The sequence below is a fragment of the Flavobacteriales bacterium genome, assembly GCA_025210295.1.
GTDB lineage: Bacteria > Bacteroidota > Bacteroidia > Flavobacteriales_D > Parvicellaceae > S010-51.
On record JAOASC010000033.1, the window covers coordinates 195,817 to 215,753 of the forward strand.

General features: G+C 33.4%; 17 protein-coding genes. 10 read left to right on the plus strand and 7 right to left on the minus strand.

Annotation, left to right across the window (positions count from 1 at the left end; all coding sequences use genetic code 11):
• Nucleotides 1–7 precede the first annotated feature (7 nt).
• The 4 genes from N4A35_10955 to N4A35_10970 all read left to right on the plus strand — a co-directional run bounded on the left by N4A35_10955 (nt 8) and on the right by N4A35_10970 (nt 6,191).
• Complete coding sequence (locus N4A35_10955; GenBank protein MCT4581928.1) at nt 8–2,884, plus strand: histidine kinase; 2,877 nt, start codon at nt 8–10, stop codon at nt 2,882–2,884.
• A gap of 77 nt (nt 2,885–2,961) precedes the next feature.
• Nucleotides 2,962–3,717 carry a response regulator gene (locus tag N4A35_10960; GenBank protein ID MCT4581929.1) on the plus strand — a complete coding sequence of 252 codons (756 nt, stop codon included), beginning with the start codon at nt 2,962–2,964 and terminating at the stop codon, nt 3,715–3,717.
• Nucleotides 3,718–3,819: 102 nt separating this feature from the next.
• Nucleotides 3,820–4,815, plus strand: a complete 996-nt coding sequence (locus N4A35_10965) for a hypothetical protein (GenBank protein MCT4581930.1) — start codon at nt 3,820–3,822, stop codon at nt 4,813–4,815.
• A 32-nt stretch (nt 4,816–4,847) separates the two neighbouring features.
• Entirely contained in the window at nt 4,848–6,191 is a 1,344-nt protein-coding gene (locus N4A35_10970) for a T9SS type A sorting domain-containing protein (GenBank protein ID MCT4581931.1), read from the plus strand.
• A 60-nt stretch (nt 6,192–6,251) separates the two neighbouring features.
• Here N4A35_10970 and N4A35_10975 read toward each other — a convergent pair whose 3' ends face one another.
• Nucleotides 6,252–7,190: a LysR substrate-binding domain-containing protein gene (locus N4A35_10975; protein MCT4581932.1), complete on the minus strand. Its 939-nt coding sequence runs from the start codon at nt 7,188–7,190 to the stop codon at nt 6,252–6,254.
• Between the two features lie 93 nt (nt 7,191–7,283).
• Between N4A35_10975 and N4A35_10980 the strand changes: the two genes are divergently transcribed.
• Nucleotides 7,284–7,706, plus strand: a complete 423-nt coding sequence (locus tag N4A35_10980; GenBank protein ID MCT4581933.1) for a VOC family protein — start codon at nt 7,284–7,286, stop codon at nt 7,704–7,706.
• A gap of 45 nt (nt 7,707–7,751) precedes the next feature.
• On the opposite strand, the gene N4A35_10985 is transcribed toward N4A35_10980, so the two are convergent.
• From N4A35_10985 to N4A35_11005, 5 genes are all read right to left on the minus strand, one after another.
• A complete protein-coding gene (locus N4A35_10985) occupies nt 7,752–8,750 on the minus strand; it encodes a S41 family peptidase (GenBank protein ID MCT4581934.1) in 999 nt (332 codons plus the stop codon).
• Between the two features lie 11 nt (nt 8,751–8,761).
• Nucleotides 8,762–9,604, minus strand: a complete 843-nt coding sequence (locus tag N4A35_10990) for a hypothetical protein (protein MCT4581935.1) — start codon at nt 9,602–9,604, stop codon at nt 8,762–8,764.
• Nucleotides 9,605–9,794: 190 nt separating this feature from the next.
• Nucleotides 9,795–11,636: a glutamine--fructose-6-phosphate transaminase (isomerizing) gene (glmS, locus tag N4A35_10995; protein ID MCT4581936.1), complete on the minus strand. Its 1,842-nt coding sequence runs from the start codon at nt 11,634–11,636 to the stop codon at nt 9,795–9,797.
• 4 nt (nt 11,637–11,640) lie between these two features.
• Nucleotides 11,641–12,972: a DUF4270 domain-containing protein gene (locus N4A35_11000; protein ID MCT4581937.1), complete on the minus strand. Its 1,332-nt coding sequence runs from the start codon at nt 12,970–12,972 to the stop codon at nt 11,641–11,643.
• Entirely contained in the window at nt 12,953–13,780 is an 828-nt protein-coding gene (locus tag N4A35_11005; protein ID MCT4581938.1) for a glycogen/starch synthase, read from the minus strand. Before N4A35_11005 ends, N4A35_11000 begins: the two co-directional genes overlap by 20 nt.
• A 150-nt stretch (nt 13,781–13,930) precedes the next feature.
• Here N4A35_11005 and panC point away from each other — a divergent pair, with 150 nt between their 5' ends.
• Genes panC through N4A35_11020 form a run of 3 tightly spaced genes read left to right on the plus strand, consistent with a single transcriptional unit; the run spans nt 13,931 to nt 16,160 of the window.
• Complete coding sequence (panC, locus tag N4A35_11010) at nt 13,931–14,767, plus strand: pantoate--beta-alanine ligase (protein ID MCT4581939.1); 837 nt, start codon at nt 13,931–13,933, stop codon at nt 14,765–14,767.
• A 12-nt stretch (nt 14,768–14,779) separates the two neighbouring features.
• On the plus strand, nt 14,780–15,130 hold the full coding sequence (locus N4A35_11015; protein ID MCT4581940.1) for an aspartate 1-decarboxylase: 351 nt from the start codon (nt 14,780–14,782) through the stop codon (nt 15,128–15,130).
• A 19-nt stretch (nt 15,131–15,149) separates the two neighbouring features.
• Nucleotides 15,150–16,160, plus strand: coding sequence for a flippase-like domain-containing protein (locus N4A35_11020; GenBank protein MCT4581941.1), 1,011 nt, complete (start codon nt 15,150–15,152; stop codon nt 16,158–16,160).
• A gap of 4 nt (nt 16,161–16,164) precedes the next feature.
• Here the strand turns inward: N4A35_11020 and rsmI are convergent, their stop codons facing one another.
• Nucleotides 16,165–16,839 (minus strand): 16S rRNA (cytidine(1402)-2'-O)-methyltransferase, encoded by a 675-nt coding sequence (rsmI, locus tag N4A35_11025; protein MCT4581942.1) that lies wholly within the window; start codon nt 16,837–16,839, stop codon nt 16,165–16,167.
• 116 nt (nt 16,840–16,955) lie between these two features.
• On the opposite strand from rsmI, the gene N4A35_11030 reads away from it, so the two are divergent.
• On the plus strand, nt 16,956–17,486 hold the full coding sequence (locus tag N4A35_11030) for a sigma-70 family RNA polymerase sigma factor (protein ID MCT4581943.1): 531 nt from the start codon (nt 16,956–16,958) through the stop codon (nt 17,484–17,486).
• 19 nt (nt 17,487–17,505) lie between these two features.
• Entirely contained in the window at nt 17,506–19,830 is a 2,325-nt protein-coding gene (locus N4A35_11035) for a cytochrome c (protein MCT4581944.1), read from the plus strand.
• Nucleotides 19,831–19,937 lie beyond the last annotated feature (107 nt).

The window sequence follows — 19,937 nt, forward strand, 5'->3', positions numbered from 1 at the left end:
TCATCTTTTGAGCAGAATACTCATAAAAATTGCACTTCTAGCCATAGGAGTGCAATTTTTTTTTCTAAAAGGTTTTGCTCAAGAACCTTATCATTACTTTTTAGGCGCAGAAGCGTTTACTAATGTTGATGTTTATGGAATCATTCAAGCTCGTACAGGAGATTATTGGATAACAACTGATAACGGGATCTATGCTTTTGACGGCTATACGTTTAGACAATATACTCATCCTGATCAATTAAGTAACTCTGTCTTTAATCCGATAGAATCTCCAGCAGGTGGTATTTATTTTAATAATTTAAACGGGCAAATATTTTTTGTTGATTCCAATAGAGTATCACTCATACATCAAGTTCCAGATTCTTTAATCTCTAGTTTTATTAGTTATAATTTCTTAGATGAGAATACGATAGTTGTTCACGGAAAATCACTCTATACATTTGCTATTAAAGAGCCGCATAAAATAAGGGTGCTATTAAAAGATGACCAAACTCACCAATATTTATCGAAAATAAAAAGAGTAAAAAAAGGGACGCTTGCTGTACACTATTGGTTAGATTCGATTACATTAATCACAGAAAATGGCTGTAAAAATTACTCAATCCAACTGGAAAACAATGAACAGCTATTACCCAATACGATATTAAACCTAATTGAACAAGAGGGGAAGTATTGGTTTAAAGATGGCGGGAGAGTCATTTATGAAGCCGAATTTCAAGAAGGACAAGTTACGCTAAAGCAGGAACAAAAAGGACCGCCTGGTCTATCACGAACCTACTGTACTCAAGATTTTTTGTGGTTTGCAAGTGAAAAACAAGGGCTTCAAAGGGTAAACCTTAAAACCAATAAAACCGATGAACTGTTTAAGGGAATTTTTATTTCTCATGTGTTCCAAGATCAACGTGGAAACATCTTGCTAGGAACATTTGATCACGGTATTATTTTAATCCCCCCTATATCTTCCGAATTGCTAATATCTTCTCAAGAATTAGCCATCTCAACCTTTAATATTCTCAATGACACTGTATTTTATTTAGGCGGTAAGGATGGCGATTTATATAGGTGGAAAGAGCAGCGCTTAAAAAAGTTGTTTGAAGAAGGCTATAAAAGAGTGGAGTTATTAGAATATATAGAAGCTTATGGGCTTTTATTGTTTGATATAGATAGACCTTATCTATTCGATGTAGCAAGACAAACAATGGCCTCTGCACTAGAAGCCAGCTCCATTAAAGATTTTTCGAAAGTTAATGATAGCTTATATTTATTAGCAGGGAATTTAGGAGCATATTTATTGGAGTTTAAAAGTTCAAAACCCATCCTAACTTCAGTTTTTGATGGTAGAAGTTATGCGATAGAAATGGATAACAATAATACCATACTGGTAGGTAGCTCTAAAGGATTGTTTTCGATTAAAACTGGTCAAAAAAAAGCGATTAAACTTAATGATAAACCGCTATTGGTATCCCAATTAAAAAAGCACAAGGGTACAATATACGTCGTTTCTAAAACCAAAGGATTGTATTTATGGGAAGATCAACAACTTCAACCATTTAATACTGAACAAGCATTTTTAAAGCATCAAAATATCCTAGATATTCACTTTTGGAATGAATTACTATTGGTTCAGCATAAAAAAGGGATAGAAATTATCAATAAAAAAGGAGAAAAACAGGCGGAGATTAATGCAACTGATGGCCTAGAAAAAAATACGCCTCTTCAGATTGAAGTACATGGGGATTACTTATATGCTTTGCAAAACACAGGAATACAAAAGTTGGACTTAAAAAAGTTGCTAGCATATCAACCACGGCCAATGTTTAAGCGTGTTCAACTTTTAATTAATGGAGAATTAGTAGAAAATAAGGAGGCATTTGAATTGAATTCAGATCAAAATAATGTTGAATTTATAGTTTCGGCACCCTATTTAGAGTTAAGCAAAGGCCTAAAATACCGTTTTTACTTAAAGGGATATGATTCGGCCCCTTTGGTAGTAGATTACGATCAAAATAAAATAAAATATCAATCAATTCCTCCAGGTGATTATGAGTTTAGTGCTGCACTTTTATATAAGGGACAACCACAAGATCAATTCAGAGTTCAATTAAAAATAGATCATCCATTTTATCAAAAATGGTGGTTTTATTTATTGGTAATGGGAGTCACTTTATGTATTTCTATTTTGTTTTTCTTAATACGAATCCAAGCAATAAGAACGAAAAATAATGAGCTGTTGGAGAAAAAAAACTTAGCGCAAAAAGCTGTAGAATCTCAGCTAAAAGCCTTGCGTTCCCAAATGAACCCTCATTTTATATTTAATGCGTTAAATTCGATTCAAGATTTAATTTTACAACAAGACACCGAACGTTCTTATGATTATATTGTTGTTTTTTCTGAATTGGTAAGAAACACATTAAATTATTCTAATAAAGAATTTATACCCTTGCAAGATGAATTAAACTTCTTAGATGTGTATTTAAGTTTAGAAAAACTAAGGTTTAAATCAGGTTTCGAATATGTCATAGACAATCAAGTGAAAGAGGATGTAGAAGTACCGCCACTTGTTATACAACCTTTTATCGAAAATGCCTTAACACATGGGTTGCTGCATAAAGAAGGTGTAAAAAAAATTACGATTCAATTAAAATTAGAAGAGCAGTTAATATGCTTTATAGAAGATAATGGAATAGGACAGGAGAGGGCAAAAGCAATCAAAGAACGTCAAAATAATAAATATGAATCTTTTTCACTCGGAGCGATTAAAGAGCGTATGAAAATTCTTCAAGAACAATTTGGTAAAGAAGCTCATTATGTCATAGAAGATTTATACCCTGATAAAAAGGATAAAGGAACGAAAGTTACGCTTATTATGCCTTATAAGGAGTAGGTTGTTGTTGGTAAAATGAATGATACCATACATGAAACAAAATACGAGAATCTTAAGAAATCAATTATATTTATCCAATGGATATAATCAAAGCCATAATAGTAGATGATGAAGAAAGTGCTAGAAATGTACTCTCTAACTTACTACATAATTTTTGTAAAAATGTTAGTGTAGTGGCCCAATGTAGTAACCTCTTGGAAGGAGTTGCAGCAATTAAAGAGCATCAACCAGATGTGGTTTTTTTGGATGTAAAAATGCCCAACTATGCTGGTTATGAAATTGTAAATTTTATCGACACGGTTAATTTTGAAATTATCTTTGTAACGGCTTATGATCAATATGCGATTAAAGCATTTGAGTTAAGTGCGTTAGATTACCTTTTAAAACCTATCAATAGAGCTCGGTTAACTGAAGCCATAGAGAAAGTAAGAAGTAAAGTTGATAATACTCGTAAAATAGAACAACTAAAAGTCTTAGTTTCTTCAATGAACGAAGAAAGTTTAGAAAAAATCATTATTTCTGAATTGGGGAATAAACGTGTGGTTGATGTTAGTGATATTATTGCGGTTCAAGCACAAGGGGCCTATTGTACTATTTTTACTAAAGGAGAAACACAACTGACTGTAAGCAAAAACTTGAAGTATTTTGAGAATTTACTATTAGATGCTGGTTATTTTTTTCGAACACATAAATCGTGGTTGGTTAACCTTAGGGCTTTAAAGTCGGTACAGCTAACCAAAGGAATTATTGTTTTAGAAGAAGAGCTCTATGCTAAATTATCTAAGTATAGAGTAGAAGACTTTAAAAAAGGAATGGCTGGTCTTGTTGTTTAATATATTCCATTCCTAAATTATATCCGGGCATTAATAAAACCAATTTAAAACCTATAGTTAAATGTTTTAACCTTGTTTTCAAACTAAAAAAAAGAAGAAAACATGAAAAACATTCTATTCATTATTTTATCCTTAATGGTACTAAAAGGGAGTGCCCAAGAGAACTTATTTAAGTCTATTGAAAATATGGGCTTGAATACTATTTACAAAGTTTATGGAATCTACAAATCTGGAGACGGATATGAGTTAGAAGCTCGATCATTTAAACTACAGTTTAGCATCATTAATAATAAGTTTGATAAGCCAGCTGGATTAAATGCAAAAATGGTCGATCAAGAAAAGACTTATATTACTTACAATAATGAAAATGACTTATTAGATCATTATTCAAATCCATCATATATCAGAACAAATAGAGGTTTTAACGAGACTTATTTAGTCGTAGATAGCGTTATTTATTGTTTGTGGAGTATGAAAGAAGATGCTTCTTCATTTGAATTGAAGTCGATTTATTTGCCCGTATTTAAAAAAGAAAAATCAAATAAGAAGTTATCATTAAAAGAAAAAATGGCAGCTGCTAAAAACGCTGTAAAAGATGCTTCTGGAGAGATGAAATATCTTGGTCAATTAAAGAAAAAAGATCACGAAAAAGTAATCAAAGATTATATCGCAGCAATGCAAAAGATTCAGCCAGCTTATACTGCTCAAGAACAAAAAGAAATTGCTGAAATAAAAGCAGATATCGCAAGAGGGAATGCAGCAATAAAAGCTAAAAATGATGCTTATTGGGCTTCAGAAGAAGGTCAAGCCATGAGAAAAAGAATGAATGAAGATAACAACCAATCCAATGCTGTAGGTAAATGTATTATTGTCAATGATTTGGACCAAAGCAAACAGTCAAAAAATAATGATGTACGTTTAGCTTTTTCTGGAAGCTCTGTTGCAGCAAAATCTCTTCTAAAAGGGCATCAAATAGAAGTCGATTGTGATGATGTTAAAGTATATGTTGGTGTTGAAGCCGGTACGGAAAGAAAGCGCTATTTGTTTTCAACCAATGGCGCATGTGGAAAGACAATTTACTTATCGAAATACTGGTAAAATATAGAGGGATAATTTATAAAATTCATAACATGAACAAACTATTTACAATTTTATTTTTTATATGTAGCACTGTTGGGTTGAATGCTCAAACCTATATTGATGCAAATGCTACAGGAGCCAATAATGGACAATCTTGGAATAATGCCTATACAGATTTGGGAAATGCCATTTTTATGGCCAATCCTGGAGATACCCTGTGGGTGAAGCAAGGCGTTTATTTTCCAACAGTTAATGAACAAGGTCAGCTGCCGGTAACACCTAATGAACGTTACTTTTGGTTAAAGTCAGGAGTCGTTATTTTAGGAGGTTTTTCAGGGCAAGAAACAATGCTAAGCGAAAGAGATCCTATCAACAACAAAGCAATTTTAAATGGGAACAACCAGTCTTATCATGTGTTAGAAGTAACAAATATCGCAGACTCAACAGCAGTACTCGATGGTTTTATGGTCGCAGATGGTTTAGCTACAGGGAATGGACCGACTCAAAGTGGCGGTGGAGTGTATTTGCACAGTACAGAAGCTCGTTTTTATAATGTAAGAATTACAAGTAATAGCGCAACCTACCATGGAGCTGGACTCTATGCTTATCTGTCTAGTTGCCGATTTGTTGCTTGCGAAATTGATAATAACAATACCGCTTTGTATGATGGGGCTGCAGGCTATTTTCAAGATTCAGAAATGGAGTTTTTTAATTGTTTAATAAGAGACAATCAATCCAATAGGTTTGGAGGTGTTGCTTGTGCTGTAAATTCTGATGCGTTGTATCAAAATTGCACATTTGTAAACAATACCGCCACGCATAATATGTTTCAATTGTCGAATACCAATCCAACTGTAGACACTTTTGCTGTTGATATAAACCATTCAATTATTTATGATAATACAAGTCCAGGAAGTATTGGACTACAAGATGCCGTAAGTTGCAATTTGTCTGATACTTGGTCTGATTGGGGGGCAGATAGTGATCCGCTTTTTAATAATGCTAGTATTGCAGATTATTCTATACCATCAAACTCTCCTTGCGTAGATCCAACCTTAAGCAATTCAACACCTTACAATCCTTATAAAGATTTGGCTGGAAATGAAAGAGTTTTTGGAGCTAATATTGATTATGGAGCATTTGAATACATTGATATTTCTGCAAGTGTCTATGAGGCCGATAAACCAGAAATTATTGTATACCCTAACCCATCTTCAACTCAGTTTAAGATTAGTGGTGCTGTTAAAACCCTAGAATTGTATACCATTGATGGGAAGTTAATAAGAGCAACAAATGAAGCAATAATGCCAATAGAAAACCTTAATACAGGCACATACTTTTTAAAAGTGATCACGCCAAATCAAACTTATATTGAGCAAGTAATAAAAAATTAATATCAAGTAATTTTTTATTTGAATTGGGCCCATACAGTTCTCTAGTAATTGTATGGGCTTTTACCTCCATTCAACAACCTGCCCTCTTTCTGCATTTAATAGTTTTTCTGGTACAGTTTGTTCAATGGTAGTTTTTAAGGCTTCAAGCATTCTCTTTTTAGCATGATTTCGAGAATAAACAATCCCTACTTCCCTTACTGGTGTCTCAGAGTCAAAATGCCTTATAATAGTGTTTTCTGGATTGCAGTTATTGATTGCTAATTCTGGTAATAGGGTGTAGCCACCTTCGGTTTCAATAATTTTTTTTATGGTTTCTAAAGAGCCACTTTCAAATTTAAATACCGCCTCGTCATTGTGCTCATCTTGGTAAGAGCAAAGGTTGACAACTTGTGAACGAAAACAATGCCCTTTCCCTAATAACCATAGCCCCTCAGATGTAATTTCACTTGTCTCTAAAGTTTGTTTGGTCGCTAAAGGGTGCGATTTATTGGCAAAAAGTAACATCTTTTCGTAAAAAATAGGAGTTTCAATGATACTAGGTTCTTTAAGTGGGGTAACCAGAATACCAACGTCGATGGTGTCGTTTTTTAGTTTACTAATAATGTCTTCTGTAAGCAGTTCAATGACAGTAACATTGATCTGTGGATAATTACTTGTTAAACGACCAATGAATAGGGGAAGTAAATAGGGAGAAAGAGATGGGATTACTCCAATGGTTAAATCCCCAGATAAAGTCGAGTTAAACTCATCTACAATTTCATTAATCTTTTGGTTTTCTGTTAGAACTATTCTTGCCTGTTTAATAATTTTTTCTCCAATATCTGTGGGAATAATAGGTTGTTTACTACGATCAAAAATAGTTACGCCCAAATGTTCTTCAAGCTTTTTGATTTGCATACTTAATGTAGGTTGGGTGACAAAACATTTCTCGGCTGCAGTAACAAAGTGTCTGTATGTATCTATTGCAACAATGTATTCCAATTGGGCTATCGTAATCATGTTATAAAAATTAATGATATGAGTATAAAAACAATCAATTTGATTTATAGAGATAAAGCTATCAACTTTGTAGTGAACAAAAAAATAAACACTATGAAAAATCAAAAAATATATTTAGAACATGCCAATATTACTGTAAATAATTTAAAAGCGGCTATCGCTTTTTTTACGACTGCATTTCCGCATTTCAAAATTAGAGGAGGAGGAAAAGGTGAGCGAGAATGGGTACATCTAGGAGATGACGAAACCTATTTGGCACTTAATCAAACAACAAAAAATCAAACTCCAGAAGTAAAAAACTACAATAGAGTAGGGATAAATCATTTAGGCTTTGTTGTCAATAATGTTGAAGAAATAGCTCAAAGATTGCTTGCAAACGGTTATTTACGAGATTATCCTAAACAAATCGAAAAATTTAGAATTAGAGATTACTTTGCAGATGAAGAGGGCAATCAATATGAGTTTGTTCAATATCTTTCTGAAGAGCCGTCTGAAAGGAATAGCTATACTGATTAAAAATAAAATTCCCCTCATTAATCATCTTTAATGAGGGGAATTTGCTTATTGGAGTTCTATCAAAGCGCGTTCAATGACTTCATCTTTTGTTAAATCTGTCCAATCAAATAATACTGTAATATCTGGTGGTACACCATTTTCGTATGCTGGGTTTAAATCTAGGGTTAGGGCTTGGGTAATTGAAAATCTATAGGTCCATCCATTGGGTAATTGCCCTCCATTTGGAAGACCTAACCCTCCTCCTGTTGTGTCGCCAATTAAAATTAAATTGGGGATAGCTTTTGTAGCCAAAGATGTAAAGGAACCAGCGCTATAAGTTCCTCTATCAGTCAGTACAGCAACTTTGTTTGGATATCTTATACCGTCATAAGGAGTAACATAAACAGGTTCAGCAGGAGAGAAATCGTTGTGTTTTTCACCGTTTCTAATTCGGGAGTAATTTACTAAAGTCTTAGTTTCCACAAAACGACTTAAGATATTAAAAACATCTGTGACTGCCCCTCCTCCGTTTTCTCTTAAATCTAAAATCAAGCCTTTAGTGTCTTTGTATTTGTTTAAGATGTAGTTGAGGTTGTTGTCATCTACTGTACCAGTAAATGCTCCAAATCTAATGTATCCTATTTCATCGTTAGCGATAAAACGATGTAAAAAAGGACCAGTGCTTTGCTCGTCTCTGTTTAAGTAGTGCTCTTGAATAATTCTCCAATCAAAATTGTCTTGGCCTAAATAATGTACACCAAAACTAGAGACATTAAAGTTAGAAACTAAGTTGGTGTGATCGTCTTTTAATTCGGTTAACATAGCACCTAGAACATTAAACAAAGAATCTTCACTCATGCCTTCATAAATTTTAGACTCATAATTGGCCTTAATGGCATTCCAATCGATGTTTTTTAGTTCAAAAAAAGAGTATTTATCGTTACATTCTTTCCACAAATAGTCAAAATTTTCTTTGGCATTACTCGTTTTTTGATCTTTTTTTAAGAAAATTTTCTCACAAGAAATAAGAGGTAGAATAGAGAGGATTAATAATAGGTATTTCATGGTGATAGCAGTTATTTAGTGTTAAATAAAAAAGTAAGTTTTAGCAGGTGGTTGGCCAGTTCAAATTGTTCGAAATTTCCTCCTGTTTTATACAAATTCCAGCCATAAGTTAGCTGAATAATGTTTTTGTTGTTTAAGTATATTTTATAAGAGAGGTCACTTCCAATGTTGAGCCCTGAAAAGGTAGAGAGTTGGTATCCATCAAATAATTTGGGGGTATTTAAAATACTGGATTGTCCATTGTAATTGTATCCATTTCTATAACTTGAATTTACAACTCCAATATTTAATTGATAAGAAAGTTTTCTTGTTCTTTCCTTGAGGTGGTATTTGATAAAAAGAAACTTTTTGTCTTTACTCAATTTTCTAGAAAGGTCTCTTTCGGCTTTTAGTGAAGCCATTAAAGAACCTATAATTTCAATACCTATAGCATTATTTTGTAAAGAGGGATTGGTTCTTAAATTGGCTGTGGCAAAAAGATGACCTCCTGTTTTTATATTCCATTTTTCGTTGGATAATTGAGGGATAATATAGAGTTTACTATATTGACCGTTAAGGCTTTTAACACTGCTTTGGGTAGATTCGCTACCAACATTGACATGGTACTTTCCTGTTGCAAAGCTTAAGTATAGCGCAGAAGCTCTTTTACTGTCGAAACGCGTTCTTCCAAGTCCAATAGTCATTGGAGTTCCTGTGTAAAAGAGCGGGGAAGTTGCAAAGTCTCTAAATTTTGAATTGCAAAAACCATATTCAAGTCCAATATAGGTGGGTCTTTTTTTTCGTTCTTCCTTACTTTGAGCAAGTGCCAACAATGGAAAAAAGAATGCAAATAGGGTAAGGTGTTTAATTTTCATAATTTTTCTATCAAAAAAAGCACGTATCCTAATTAAGTTTAAGCTCCTTAACTAAGATACGTGCTTTCGTATTTCTTTATTAACTAAACTATACAGCTAAGGTCTTTAGATAGTAGAGGTATAGTTTATAGATTTCTAATTTAGAGTATTTCTATAAGTTACTGTATTCTAGCAAGTTAAAAAATGTTAATTATTCTACTGTTACTGATTTTGCTAGGTTTCTAGGTTGATCAACATTACATTCGCGCATTACAGCTGTGTGATAACTTAATAACTGCAATGGAATCGTAGCCAATAACGGGACTAACATGTCGTCAGTTTTTGGAATTTCGATAACATGATCAGCAATGTTTTTGACAACTTCGTCTCCTTTAGTTACAATAGCAATAACTTTTCCTTTTCTCGCTTTAACTTCCTGAATGTTGCTCACTACTTTTTCATAACTAGAATCTTGTGTTGCTATAACATAAACTGGCATTTCTTCATCAATCAATGCTATTGGCCCGTGTTTCATCTCAGCAGCAGGGTAACCTTCTGCATGGATATAAGATATTTCTTTTAATTTTAAAGCTCCTTCTAAGGCTACAGGAAAGTTAATTCCTCGTCCAAGGAATAAAGCATTAGGAGCATCTTTATAAATTTCAGCAATTCCTTTGATGTATTCATCAGACTGCAATACTTTTTCTACTTTATCAGGAATAGCATCCAATTCTAGCATTAAACGGCTAAAACGTGTAGGTTCAATGGTTCCTTTGTTCTTTCCAAACAATAATGAAATCAGAGTAAGTACAGTAACTTGAGCAGTAAAAGCTTTGGTTGAGGCAACTCCAATTTCAGGGCCAGCATGTGTATAAGCTCCGCAATCAGTTGCTCTTGCAATAGTACTGTTGACGACGTTACAAATCCCAATAATCGTAGCACCTTTAGATTTAGCTAATTCAATAGCAGCTAAAGTATCTGCTGTTTCTCCCGATTGCGAAATTGCAATAACGACATCATCTTCATCAATAATAGGGTTTCTGTATCTAAACTCAGAGGCATATTCTACTTCAACAGGTATTCTGGATAGTTCTTCCAACAGGTATTCTCCAACGATTCCAGCATGCCAAGATGTTCCACAAGCAATAATGATTAGTCTTTTAGCTGCAAAAATCTTATCTTGATAAGCCTCTATTCCTCCTAATGAAATGTAGTTTTGATTCAACATTAAACGTCCTCTCATACAGTCTTTGATCGAACGAGGTTGCTCATAAATTTCCTTTAACATGAAATGATCATACCCACTTTTTTCTAAGGTCTCTATTTTCATTTCTAACTCATGAATATAAGGAGTCTTTTCTTGGTTTTTGATGGTTTTTAGCGTTAACCCTGTTTCTAAACTTAATTTCGCTATTTCCCCATCCTCAAGATAAATAACATTTTTGGTGTATTCAATAATTGGCGTAGCATCAGAACCTAAGAAGTATTCATCCTCACCAAGACCAATTACTAATGGGCTACTTTTTTTTGCAGCAATGATTTCTTTTGGATTGTCTTCAGAAATAACAACAATAGCATAAGCCCCAATAACTTCATTTAATGCCTGTCTTGTACCCTCAAATAAATCACAGTTTTGCTTGTCAACAATATCTTCAATGAGGTGCATTAATACCTCTGTATCCGTTTCACTTTTAAACTCATGACCACGAGATATCAACTCTTCTTTTAAGACCGCATAATTCTCAATAATTCCATTGTGTACCAATGCAAATTTCTCGTTTCCAGAAGCATGAGGATGAGCATTGATGTCATTAGGCTTACCATGCGTTGCCCATCGTGTATGACCAATACCAACACCTCCAGTGGTGTCCTTATCTTTGGCAAATTTTTCTAATTCAACAACTTTTCCTTGTTTTTTATAGATGTTCAGTTCTCCTCCATTGTTTACAGCAATACCCGAACTATCATATCCTCTATACTCTAAACGTTTTAATCCTTTTAAAACTATTGGAAAAGCTTCTCTACTTCCAATATATCCTACAATTCCACACATGTTCTTAGTAATTAGTGAATGTTAATTTCAATTTTGGTTTGTCTTTTAGTGTTGTAGATTGTCCATTAAATACAACTCTATTAGCAGAAATTCCACTTTGATTTGGTAAAATCTTTAATGGAGTATTTGCAATTGCTCCAGAAAAAACTTGATTGATATGTCTTGTAATATTAAATACATACTGATTGTTTTCAAAGTCATAAGTCCCACCAAAGTCTTCTACAAAGTCTTCTACAAAAATATCTGACCCATCTTCATCTAGTCTACTTAAGTAAAGTTGGGATGATGGCAAATATTTATCTAAAGCATAATATTGAGCAGGTAGCACCAATTCAGCTTTATTGACAATAACTTTTTTCTCTTTAACATAATCTTCAAGGTGAGGGAAGAAAAGTTTCCCGTGAACACCTCCTAATGTTTGGGTGAAAAATTGAGTTTGTCCCAGCGTTGAGTCCGCTAATTCATTTCCAACATAAAAGCCGTTGTTGTTCATTCTTACTCTATGAAAACGAGCAGATTGAGAATTAAAGTTCAAATCGTAAGCAATGGTGTCCTGAGCAACAGTATCTCTATAAAAGATGGTTATCTTAGAATATTCATTCAATAAATCGGTATAAATAATTCCACCCTCATTTACATTTTGAGTAGTATTGGTCTTAATTAGTAGTCCCTTAAACCATTCAACAAACTGACCACTTCCATCATTTCCCTCTAAAACACCTGTTCCAGATTGGTTGATAATATCCCAACCAAATAAATTTTCGTCTAAAGGAATAGCTAATATAGGTTCTTCAACAGTTTCACCTTCAACGGTTCCCAATGTATAGGGATTGGGAGATATTGATCCCATTCCTGCTGAGACTAAATTACCTTGAATTGAATCGATAGTAGTCGTTGAATAATAGGTTGAATCTTGATCCAATGTTGAGTTTAACCTATAAACTTCAAAGTTCTGAGCTTGTTGATTACCATAAAGATTGCTGATCTTTAAGTATAATCTAACAGAGTCAACAACCAAGTCGTTTAAATCCCCACTTGCAGGAGTAAAATCTACTGCAGAAGAAATTCTTAACTGAGCGAATATCGCTGCATCTACTTCTCCAAAAAAAGGATCAATGTAGGAACCTAAAAGGTTGTCTCCCGAAAGTTCATCTGTTGGAATAGAATCACTTTCTCCAATGTAAGTAATTAATTTTGTAGTGTCGGAAATCCCTAAGTCAAGTTCTTCATCTTGTGGTTGGATAGCTAGACCTAAATCGTTTTCTTTTTTCTTACAACTAAAAAAAGTAATAAGAAGAATAAAAATAGTTGCGGCTTTAGTTGGCCAAAATTTCATCGTTTTCAATTATGTTGTTATAAAAATCTTGATGTGCAGTAATCAACGTTTCTTCTGTTTGATAATCTAAAACTGGTTTTTCAGATTCTTTTATATAACTACTAATTGATTCATTTATTGTTTCGCTTCCAATTCCAACAGCATCTGCCCATTTAACTCCTAAAACATTTAGGCTTTCTATTGTTGGACTTTTTAGTACATTTATATCTTCTTCCTCAAAATTGTCAAACTTAAGTTTGTCCATCAGACGCTCATCAAATATACCTCCCTCTCCTTGATTGTATGCAGTATATACAATTTTCACATTTTCAAAATGAGGGTCATTATTGTACATCTTTTTTAAATACAGCGGCATAAATCCAGCCATCCATCCATGACAGTGTACAATGTCTGGTTTCCATCCTAATTTCTTTACAGTTTCTAATACCCCTTTACAAAAGAACATCGCTCTTTCGTCATTGTCTCCATGGAAGTTCCCCTCCATGTCTTTACAAGTGCTTTTTCTTTTAAAGTACTCTTCATTATCAATGAAGTATACTTGCATTTTTGCTTTTGGAATAGAAGCAACTTTGATGATAAGTGGGTGGTCAGCGTCATCAATAACCAAGTTCATTCCAGAAAGGCGAATTACTTCATGTAATTGGTGCCTTCTTTCATTCACTACACCAAAACGAGGCATAAACACTCTTATTTCCTTATCCTCTTCCTGTACTCCCTGAGAGAGCCTTCTGACAGAAGAAGCAATACCTTCTTCAGGTAAGAAAGGAAAAATTTCTTGGGTAATGTATAAAACTCTTTTTTTAGACATAAAAATCGCTGTTTTGTTTTTTTGGGAACACAAAAATATAAAAAAAAAAATCAATACTTCCAACAAATCAGTTAGTTTTGTCCAAATTTGTCCATTATAAGATGGTTTTTGTTCTATTAACGTAAACGATTAACTCATAATAATTTAAGCATGAGAATATTTAAAACACAAAGGGAATTAAAGGAGTATTTAGGACAGTTTTTAGAGGAGGTTGTTGGCTTTGTTCCCACTATGGGAGCCTTACATCAAGGGCATTTGTCTCTAGTCAAAGAAGCTAAGCAAGTTGCTGATATTGTGGTGTGTAGTATTTTTGTGAATCCCACACAGTTTAATGATCCGAAAGATTTTGAAAAATATCCTATAACTCATGATCAAGATATCATTTTGCTTGAAAATGTAGGTTGTGATGTTTTGTATTTGCCTGAAAGTGTTGAAGATGTGTATTTGAATGAACAAAAAGTTACGGTAAATTTAGGAAAGATAGCAGAAGTCATGGAGGGTGCTAATCGACCTGGTCATTTTGATGGGGTTGTTCAAGTTGTCAGTGTCCTTTTTGATATTGTTAAGCCCAATAAAGCGTTTTTTGGATTGAAAGATTTTCAACAATATTGCATCATCAAAAAAATGGTGGAAGAACTGAATTTGAATATCGAGATAGTAGGTTGCTCAATTGTTCGTGAGGAGAGTGGTTTAGCCATGAGTTCTCGTAATATGTTATTAAGTGACGTAGAAAAGGAAGAAGCATTAATTTTAATCCAAACACTAAAATTCTTGAAAGAAAATTGTGAAGAGGGCAATGTAAGTCATTGGTTAGCTAAAGGAAAAGACTTGTTAATGACCAAAAGTAGGCCAGAATATTTAACTATTGCAAGGGCTGATACACTTGAAACAGTTGAATTTCTAGAAAAAAACAAAGAATATAGAGCATTTGTTGTTGCCCATGTAGGAAATGTTAGGTTGATAGATAATATCGAGATTTTTGTATAACTTTGCGGCGCTATGAATATTGAGGTTTTTAAATCAAAAATACATCGAGTTTCTGTAACAGAAGCTGATTTGAATTATATAGGAAGCATTACTATTGATGAAACATTGATGGAAGCTGCAAATTTAATTGAAGGAGAAAAAGTTCAGATCGTTAATGTGAATAATGGAGAGCGTATTGAAACGTACATTATTAAAGGGGCGAGAGATTCTGGTGTTATTTGTTTAAACGGTCCAGCTGCAAGAAGAGTGGCTGTTGGAGATATTGTGATTATCATTGGATATGCGACGATGGATTTTGAAGAAGCAAAAACATTTAAACCTACCATTGTTTTTCCTAACCCTGAAAACAATAGAATTGAGTAATATTCGTTGAACTTAATTCATGAAAAGCCAGTTAATTAGAGTCCTTAAAATTATTATACCCCTTATAATAGGAGTGTATTTGATGTGGTATTTCTGGGACAATATGTCTGAGAAAGATAGGGAGAGCTTCTTTAGAGCTTTAAACGAGGCCAATTACTTTTGGTTTTTCTTATCGTTAATTTTTAGTTTTTTAAGTCATTTAAGCCGCGCTATTCGTTGGCGTTATATGTTAGAGCCACTAGGGTATAAAACGAAGTTGAAAAACCGTTATCATTCGTTAATGATTGGTTATATTATGAACTTGCTGATTCCTCGAGCGGGAGAAGCCTCACGAGCAGGAGTCTTGTACCAAACCGAAAAGGTTCCTTTTACAAAATCATTTGGAACCATTATAGCCGAACGTGTATTTGATTTAATTATGTTAGGCGTTGTGGTGTTGCTAGCCTTATTTTTTAGTTATGATGATTTAATGGAGATAGCTTCTAAAAATGGCTTGTTTAATCGAGAAAGTGAAACAGGAGGGATAGCCTTGGGGTGGATTGCATTGGTCGTGTTCCTTGTTTTTTGTATTGCTGGAATACTTGTTTGGAAGTTTGTTCCCAAAGTCAAAGAGAAGTTGATAGGGTTTATTAAGGATATTGTAGCTGGAGTTTTCTCTGTTTTTAAGTCTAACCACCCTTGGCGATTTTTAGGGCATACTTTGTTTATTTGGACAATTTATGTTTCCTTTTTTGGATTGTGTTTTTTGAGTTTAGAATCAACTAAAGTTGTACCGTTTGGAGGGGTGTTAATAGGTTTTATTGCAGGAACATTGGGCATTATGTTTACCAATGGAGGTATGGGGGCTTACCCAATGTTAGTTGGCATGGTAATTACTTATTATTTAGGAGAAACACTGGGCGAAGATGAGGCAAAAGGAGTAGGGAATGCATTAGGTATGATGATCTGGTCTACTCAAACTGTTATGATGATTGTGTTAGGACTTCTTTCTTTACTGTTAGTCCAGAGATCTAAAAAATCTGAAACATAAAAGTTTATTCTTTTCCTGCTATAAGCATTACAAACTCTCCTTTAGGAGTTTTTTGCTCGAAATGATTGCTTACTTCAGCTAATGTTCCACGAGTTGTTTCTTCATAAAGCTTTGAAATTTCTCGAACTACAGCACATTTTCGGTCTTCACCAAAGGCCGCTGCAAATTCTTTTAAAGCTTTGACTATTCGATAAGGAGACTCATAAAAAACCATGGTTTTCGTTTCTTCTTTTAACGCTTCAATACGTTTTTTTCTTCCTTTTTTATGGGGTAAAAATCCTTCAAATACAAAACGATCACAAGGCAATCCTGAATTAACCAAAGCAGGTACAAAAGCTGTTGCTCCAGGTAAAGTCTCTACTTCAATATGATTTTCCACGCAAGCCCTTACTAATAAAAAGCCAGGGTCAGAAATGGCTGGGGTACCAGCATCGCTTACCAAGCAAAACGTAGCATCCGACATCGAAAGTTCTTGGACTAATTGCTCTACAATTTTATGCTCATTGTGAAGGTGGTAAGAACGTTTAGGAGTATCAATCTCTAAATGTTTTAATAATTTACCTGAAGTACGTGTATCCTCAGCTAAAATTAAATCACACTCTTTTAAAACGCGAATAGCCCTTAATGTAATGTCTTCTAAATTTCCTACAGGAGTAGGTACAATGATTAGTTTTCCCATGATGGGTGCAAAATTAACGAAATCTGTACAAGTATTAAAAGTAAAACAAATTTCATTTTTTTTTGAAAAGAAGGTTACTTTTAGAAAGTTGTTACACTACAAGGAAAAGAAACGGTATGAAACATACAAAACTCATAGCATTGCTTACCAATGGGAAGCAAGAAAAGGCTTTTACATATTTGTATAAATCTTTTCCAAAAGTTGAGAGATTTATTTTAAGTAATAGTGGTACAAAAGAAGAAGCCTTAGATATATTTCAAGAAGGCTTGATTTTATTGTATAGAAAAGTGAATAGTGAATTAATTGAGAATCCAGAGGCTTTTTTAATAAAAACGTGCCAATTTCTATGGAATAATGAATTACGAAAAAAGAAAATAAGAATACAAACATCAAATGATATTAGTCAAATAATCGACGAAAATGAGTTAGAGGTCTTGATAGAGAAAGAGAATAGACTAAAACAATTAGAATATATAGTTCACTCATTAGGAGAAAAGTGTAAATCCATATTTGAGCTGTTTTATTACAGAATGCTAGATATGTCAAGTATAGCCAAGAAATTAGGCTATAAAAATGAACAATCGGCTAAAGTACAGAAATACAAATGTATGGAAAGGGCGAGAAATCTTGCTTTAAAAGAAATTTAATCACTAAAACCAATTAGTAATGAGAAAAGAATTAAAAACAATAGAAATAATTGAAAGATACTTAACGAACAAACTGTCAGCTGCTGATAAAGAGGCTTTTGAAAAAATGTTGACTAAAAACCCTAATTTGAAGAAAGATGTAGATGCCCAAAGAGAAATAATGGAAACAACAAAACGCGTAGGTTTAAAAAGGTCAGCAGGAAAAAGTTATAAGAAGTGGAGAGTTCAAAGAGTAATTACAAAAGGACTGATAGGCTTGATGGTCGCAACAGCTATTCTTACATTGGGGATGTATTTCTTAAACAGTGATTTTGAGTCGAATATCAAAACTCCAGATTTTAATAAAAAATATGTGACTACCGATAGCATTAGTGGATTCTCAAACACACAATTAGAAAAAGAGGTTTATCAAATTATATCAAGACAAGATACCATTATCGAAACAAAAGATGGAATAGTTTTATATATACCTGAAAACGCATTTAAGACTACAAGTGAAAAAGTGAGTTTAGTTATCCAAAGCGCAATAACTTCTGAAGATATTATATTAGCTGGATTGTCAACTACTTCTGATGGGAAAGAATTGGAAACAGGAGGGATGTTTTATGTTGATGCTTATGTCGATGGGAAACGTGTTAGTTTAGCAAAGCCATTAACAATAAATGTTCCAACAGAGAATAAAAAATCGAAAATGAAATTGTATAGAGGCGAGAAAACTCAAAATGGAGAAATCAATTGGATTGAACCTAAAAAACTAGAGTCATTTTTAACCCCGGTAGATATTTTATCGTTGGACTTTTACCCTCCAAATTATCAAGATTCTATAGATAGTTGGGGAAGCTATGATAAGAGATTTAAAGATAGTTTATACTATTCATTTGTTAATGAAAAAAAGTATAGGTTAAATGAAGAAAGTGATATAGCTATTTCTGATTCTTTAGAATATAATTATCAAGAATATGGTAAAATGCTATTTAAAAATAATTGTGCAGCTTGCCATAGAGTCGATAAGGGGTCAACTGGGCCAATGCTTAAAGGAGCAAGAAAGCAATGGGAGGTAAATGGAGAAGGGGCATTGATATACGAATGGATAGCAGATCCTACTGGATTAGCTGAGTCAGGGAAGTCGAAAAGAGCAACTGAAATAATCAATTATAGTAAAAGTCAAATGCCCCCTCAAAGTGTTTCTAAATCACAAATAGATGCCATTTTGGATTATGTGGATGGCGTTTGGAAGCCTAATTGTGTAAATCCTGCAACCATTAAAACGATATGGAGTACCCAATTTAATAATACCATATTAGCCACTAAAGAATTTGAAGAGCGTATACCATATATTCACAATAGTTGTAGTAATGAAGTGTTAGAAATGTATATCAATAATTTAGATAAACCACTTTCGGTAATAGATAGTATGGTTATTCCTTTGACAACAGGTCGTGTGCAAGAAAAGTTTGTTGAGTTTTCCATGAGAGGAGATGGTAGCGTTGAATTATCATCTAAAACAGCTAAACGTTTGGCTGCTTATTATCAACGCAAACAAAGAATGATAACCAAAGCATTGATTCAAACGCAAACAAAATACTGGGAAAAGCAAAGCAAAGAGAACTCCAAAATGCAACAAAAAGAGAACCAGAGTGTTTCTAGAAGTTTTGAAAATCAGGCTGACGTATTTAAAAAAGAATTTGAGAAAAACTTATGTAAAGTATACCAAGAAGTGAATTATCCATATGATTGTAAGTATAGACCAATAAAGCAAAAATATACAGTGAAAATTTCCGATTTAGGATGGAATAATATTGACAGAGAAGTATATAAGAACACTGCTGCTAGGACTACAACGGCAATTACTTATAAAGGAAAAACAGCTACATTAAAGTATGATGAATGGAGTGCTACAATTAAAAATGAAAAACAATTTGATCGTATTTTTGTCTATAATATTCCTGTTGAATTTAATAGCTATATTAAGTTGCATAAAAAGAATAAGAAGTATAGCTATAAACTGAATGCTGATATTCAATATCAAACGATAGTTGTTGGTTGGAATGAGCATAAGATTTATTTTGCCCAAGAGCAAAGTAAAAAAGGCCACACAGTTTTTGAACTTCTCGAAAAAGAAAGAGAAGAGGTGAAGCATTTACTCAGAAAAGAGCTTGGAGGTAATCAAAATAGCAGGTTGGAAGCTGAGTTTGTTTTAGCCGCTCAAAAAGATCAGAAAAGAATAAATAGAAATCTTAAAAAAATTGAATTAAAAAATAAAATACAACCAATTATTTTTCCTTGTTGGGAAAGGGATGAAGTTTTGGAGTTAGATACAACAGCTTTTTCTGAATGGAAATAGTGGTCTTATATAGTATAAATAAAAATAAGTGTTTTATAGAATGCATAAAAGACTAATTTAACAACTATTTAAGTTTTGGCATTGTTCTTGCTTAATTTCAATCAAAC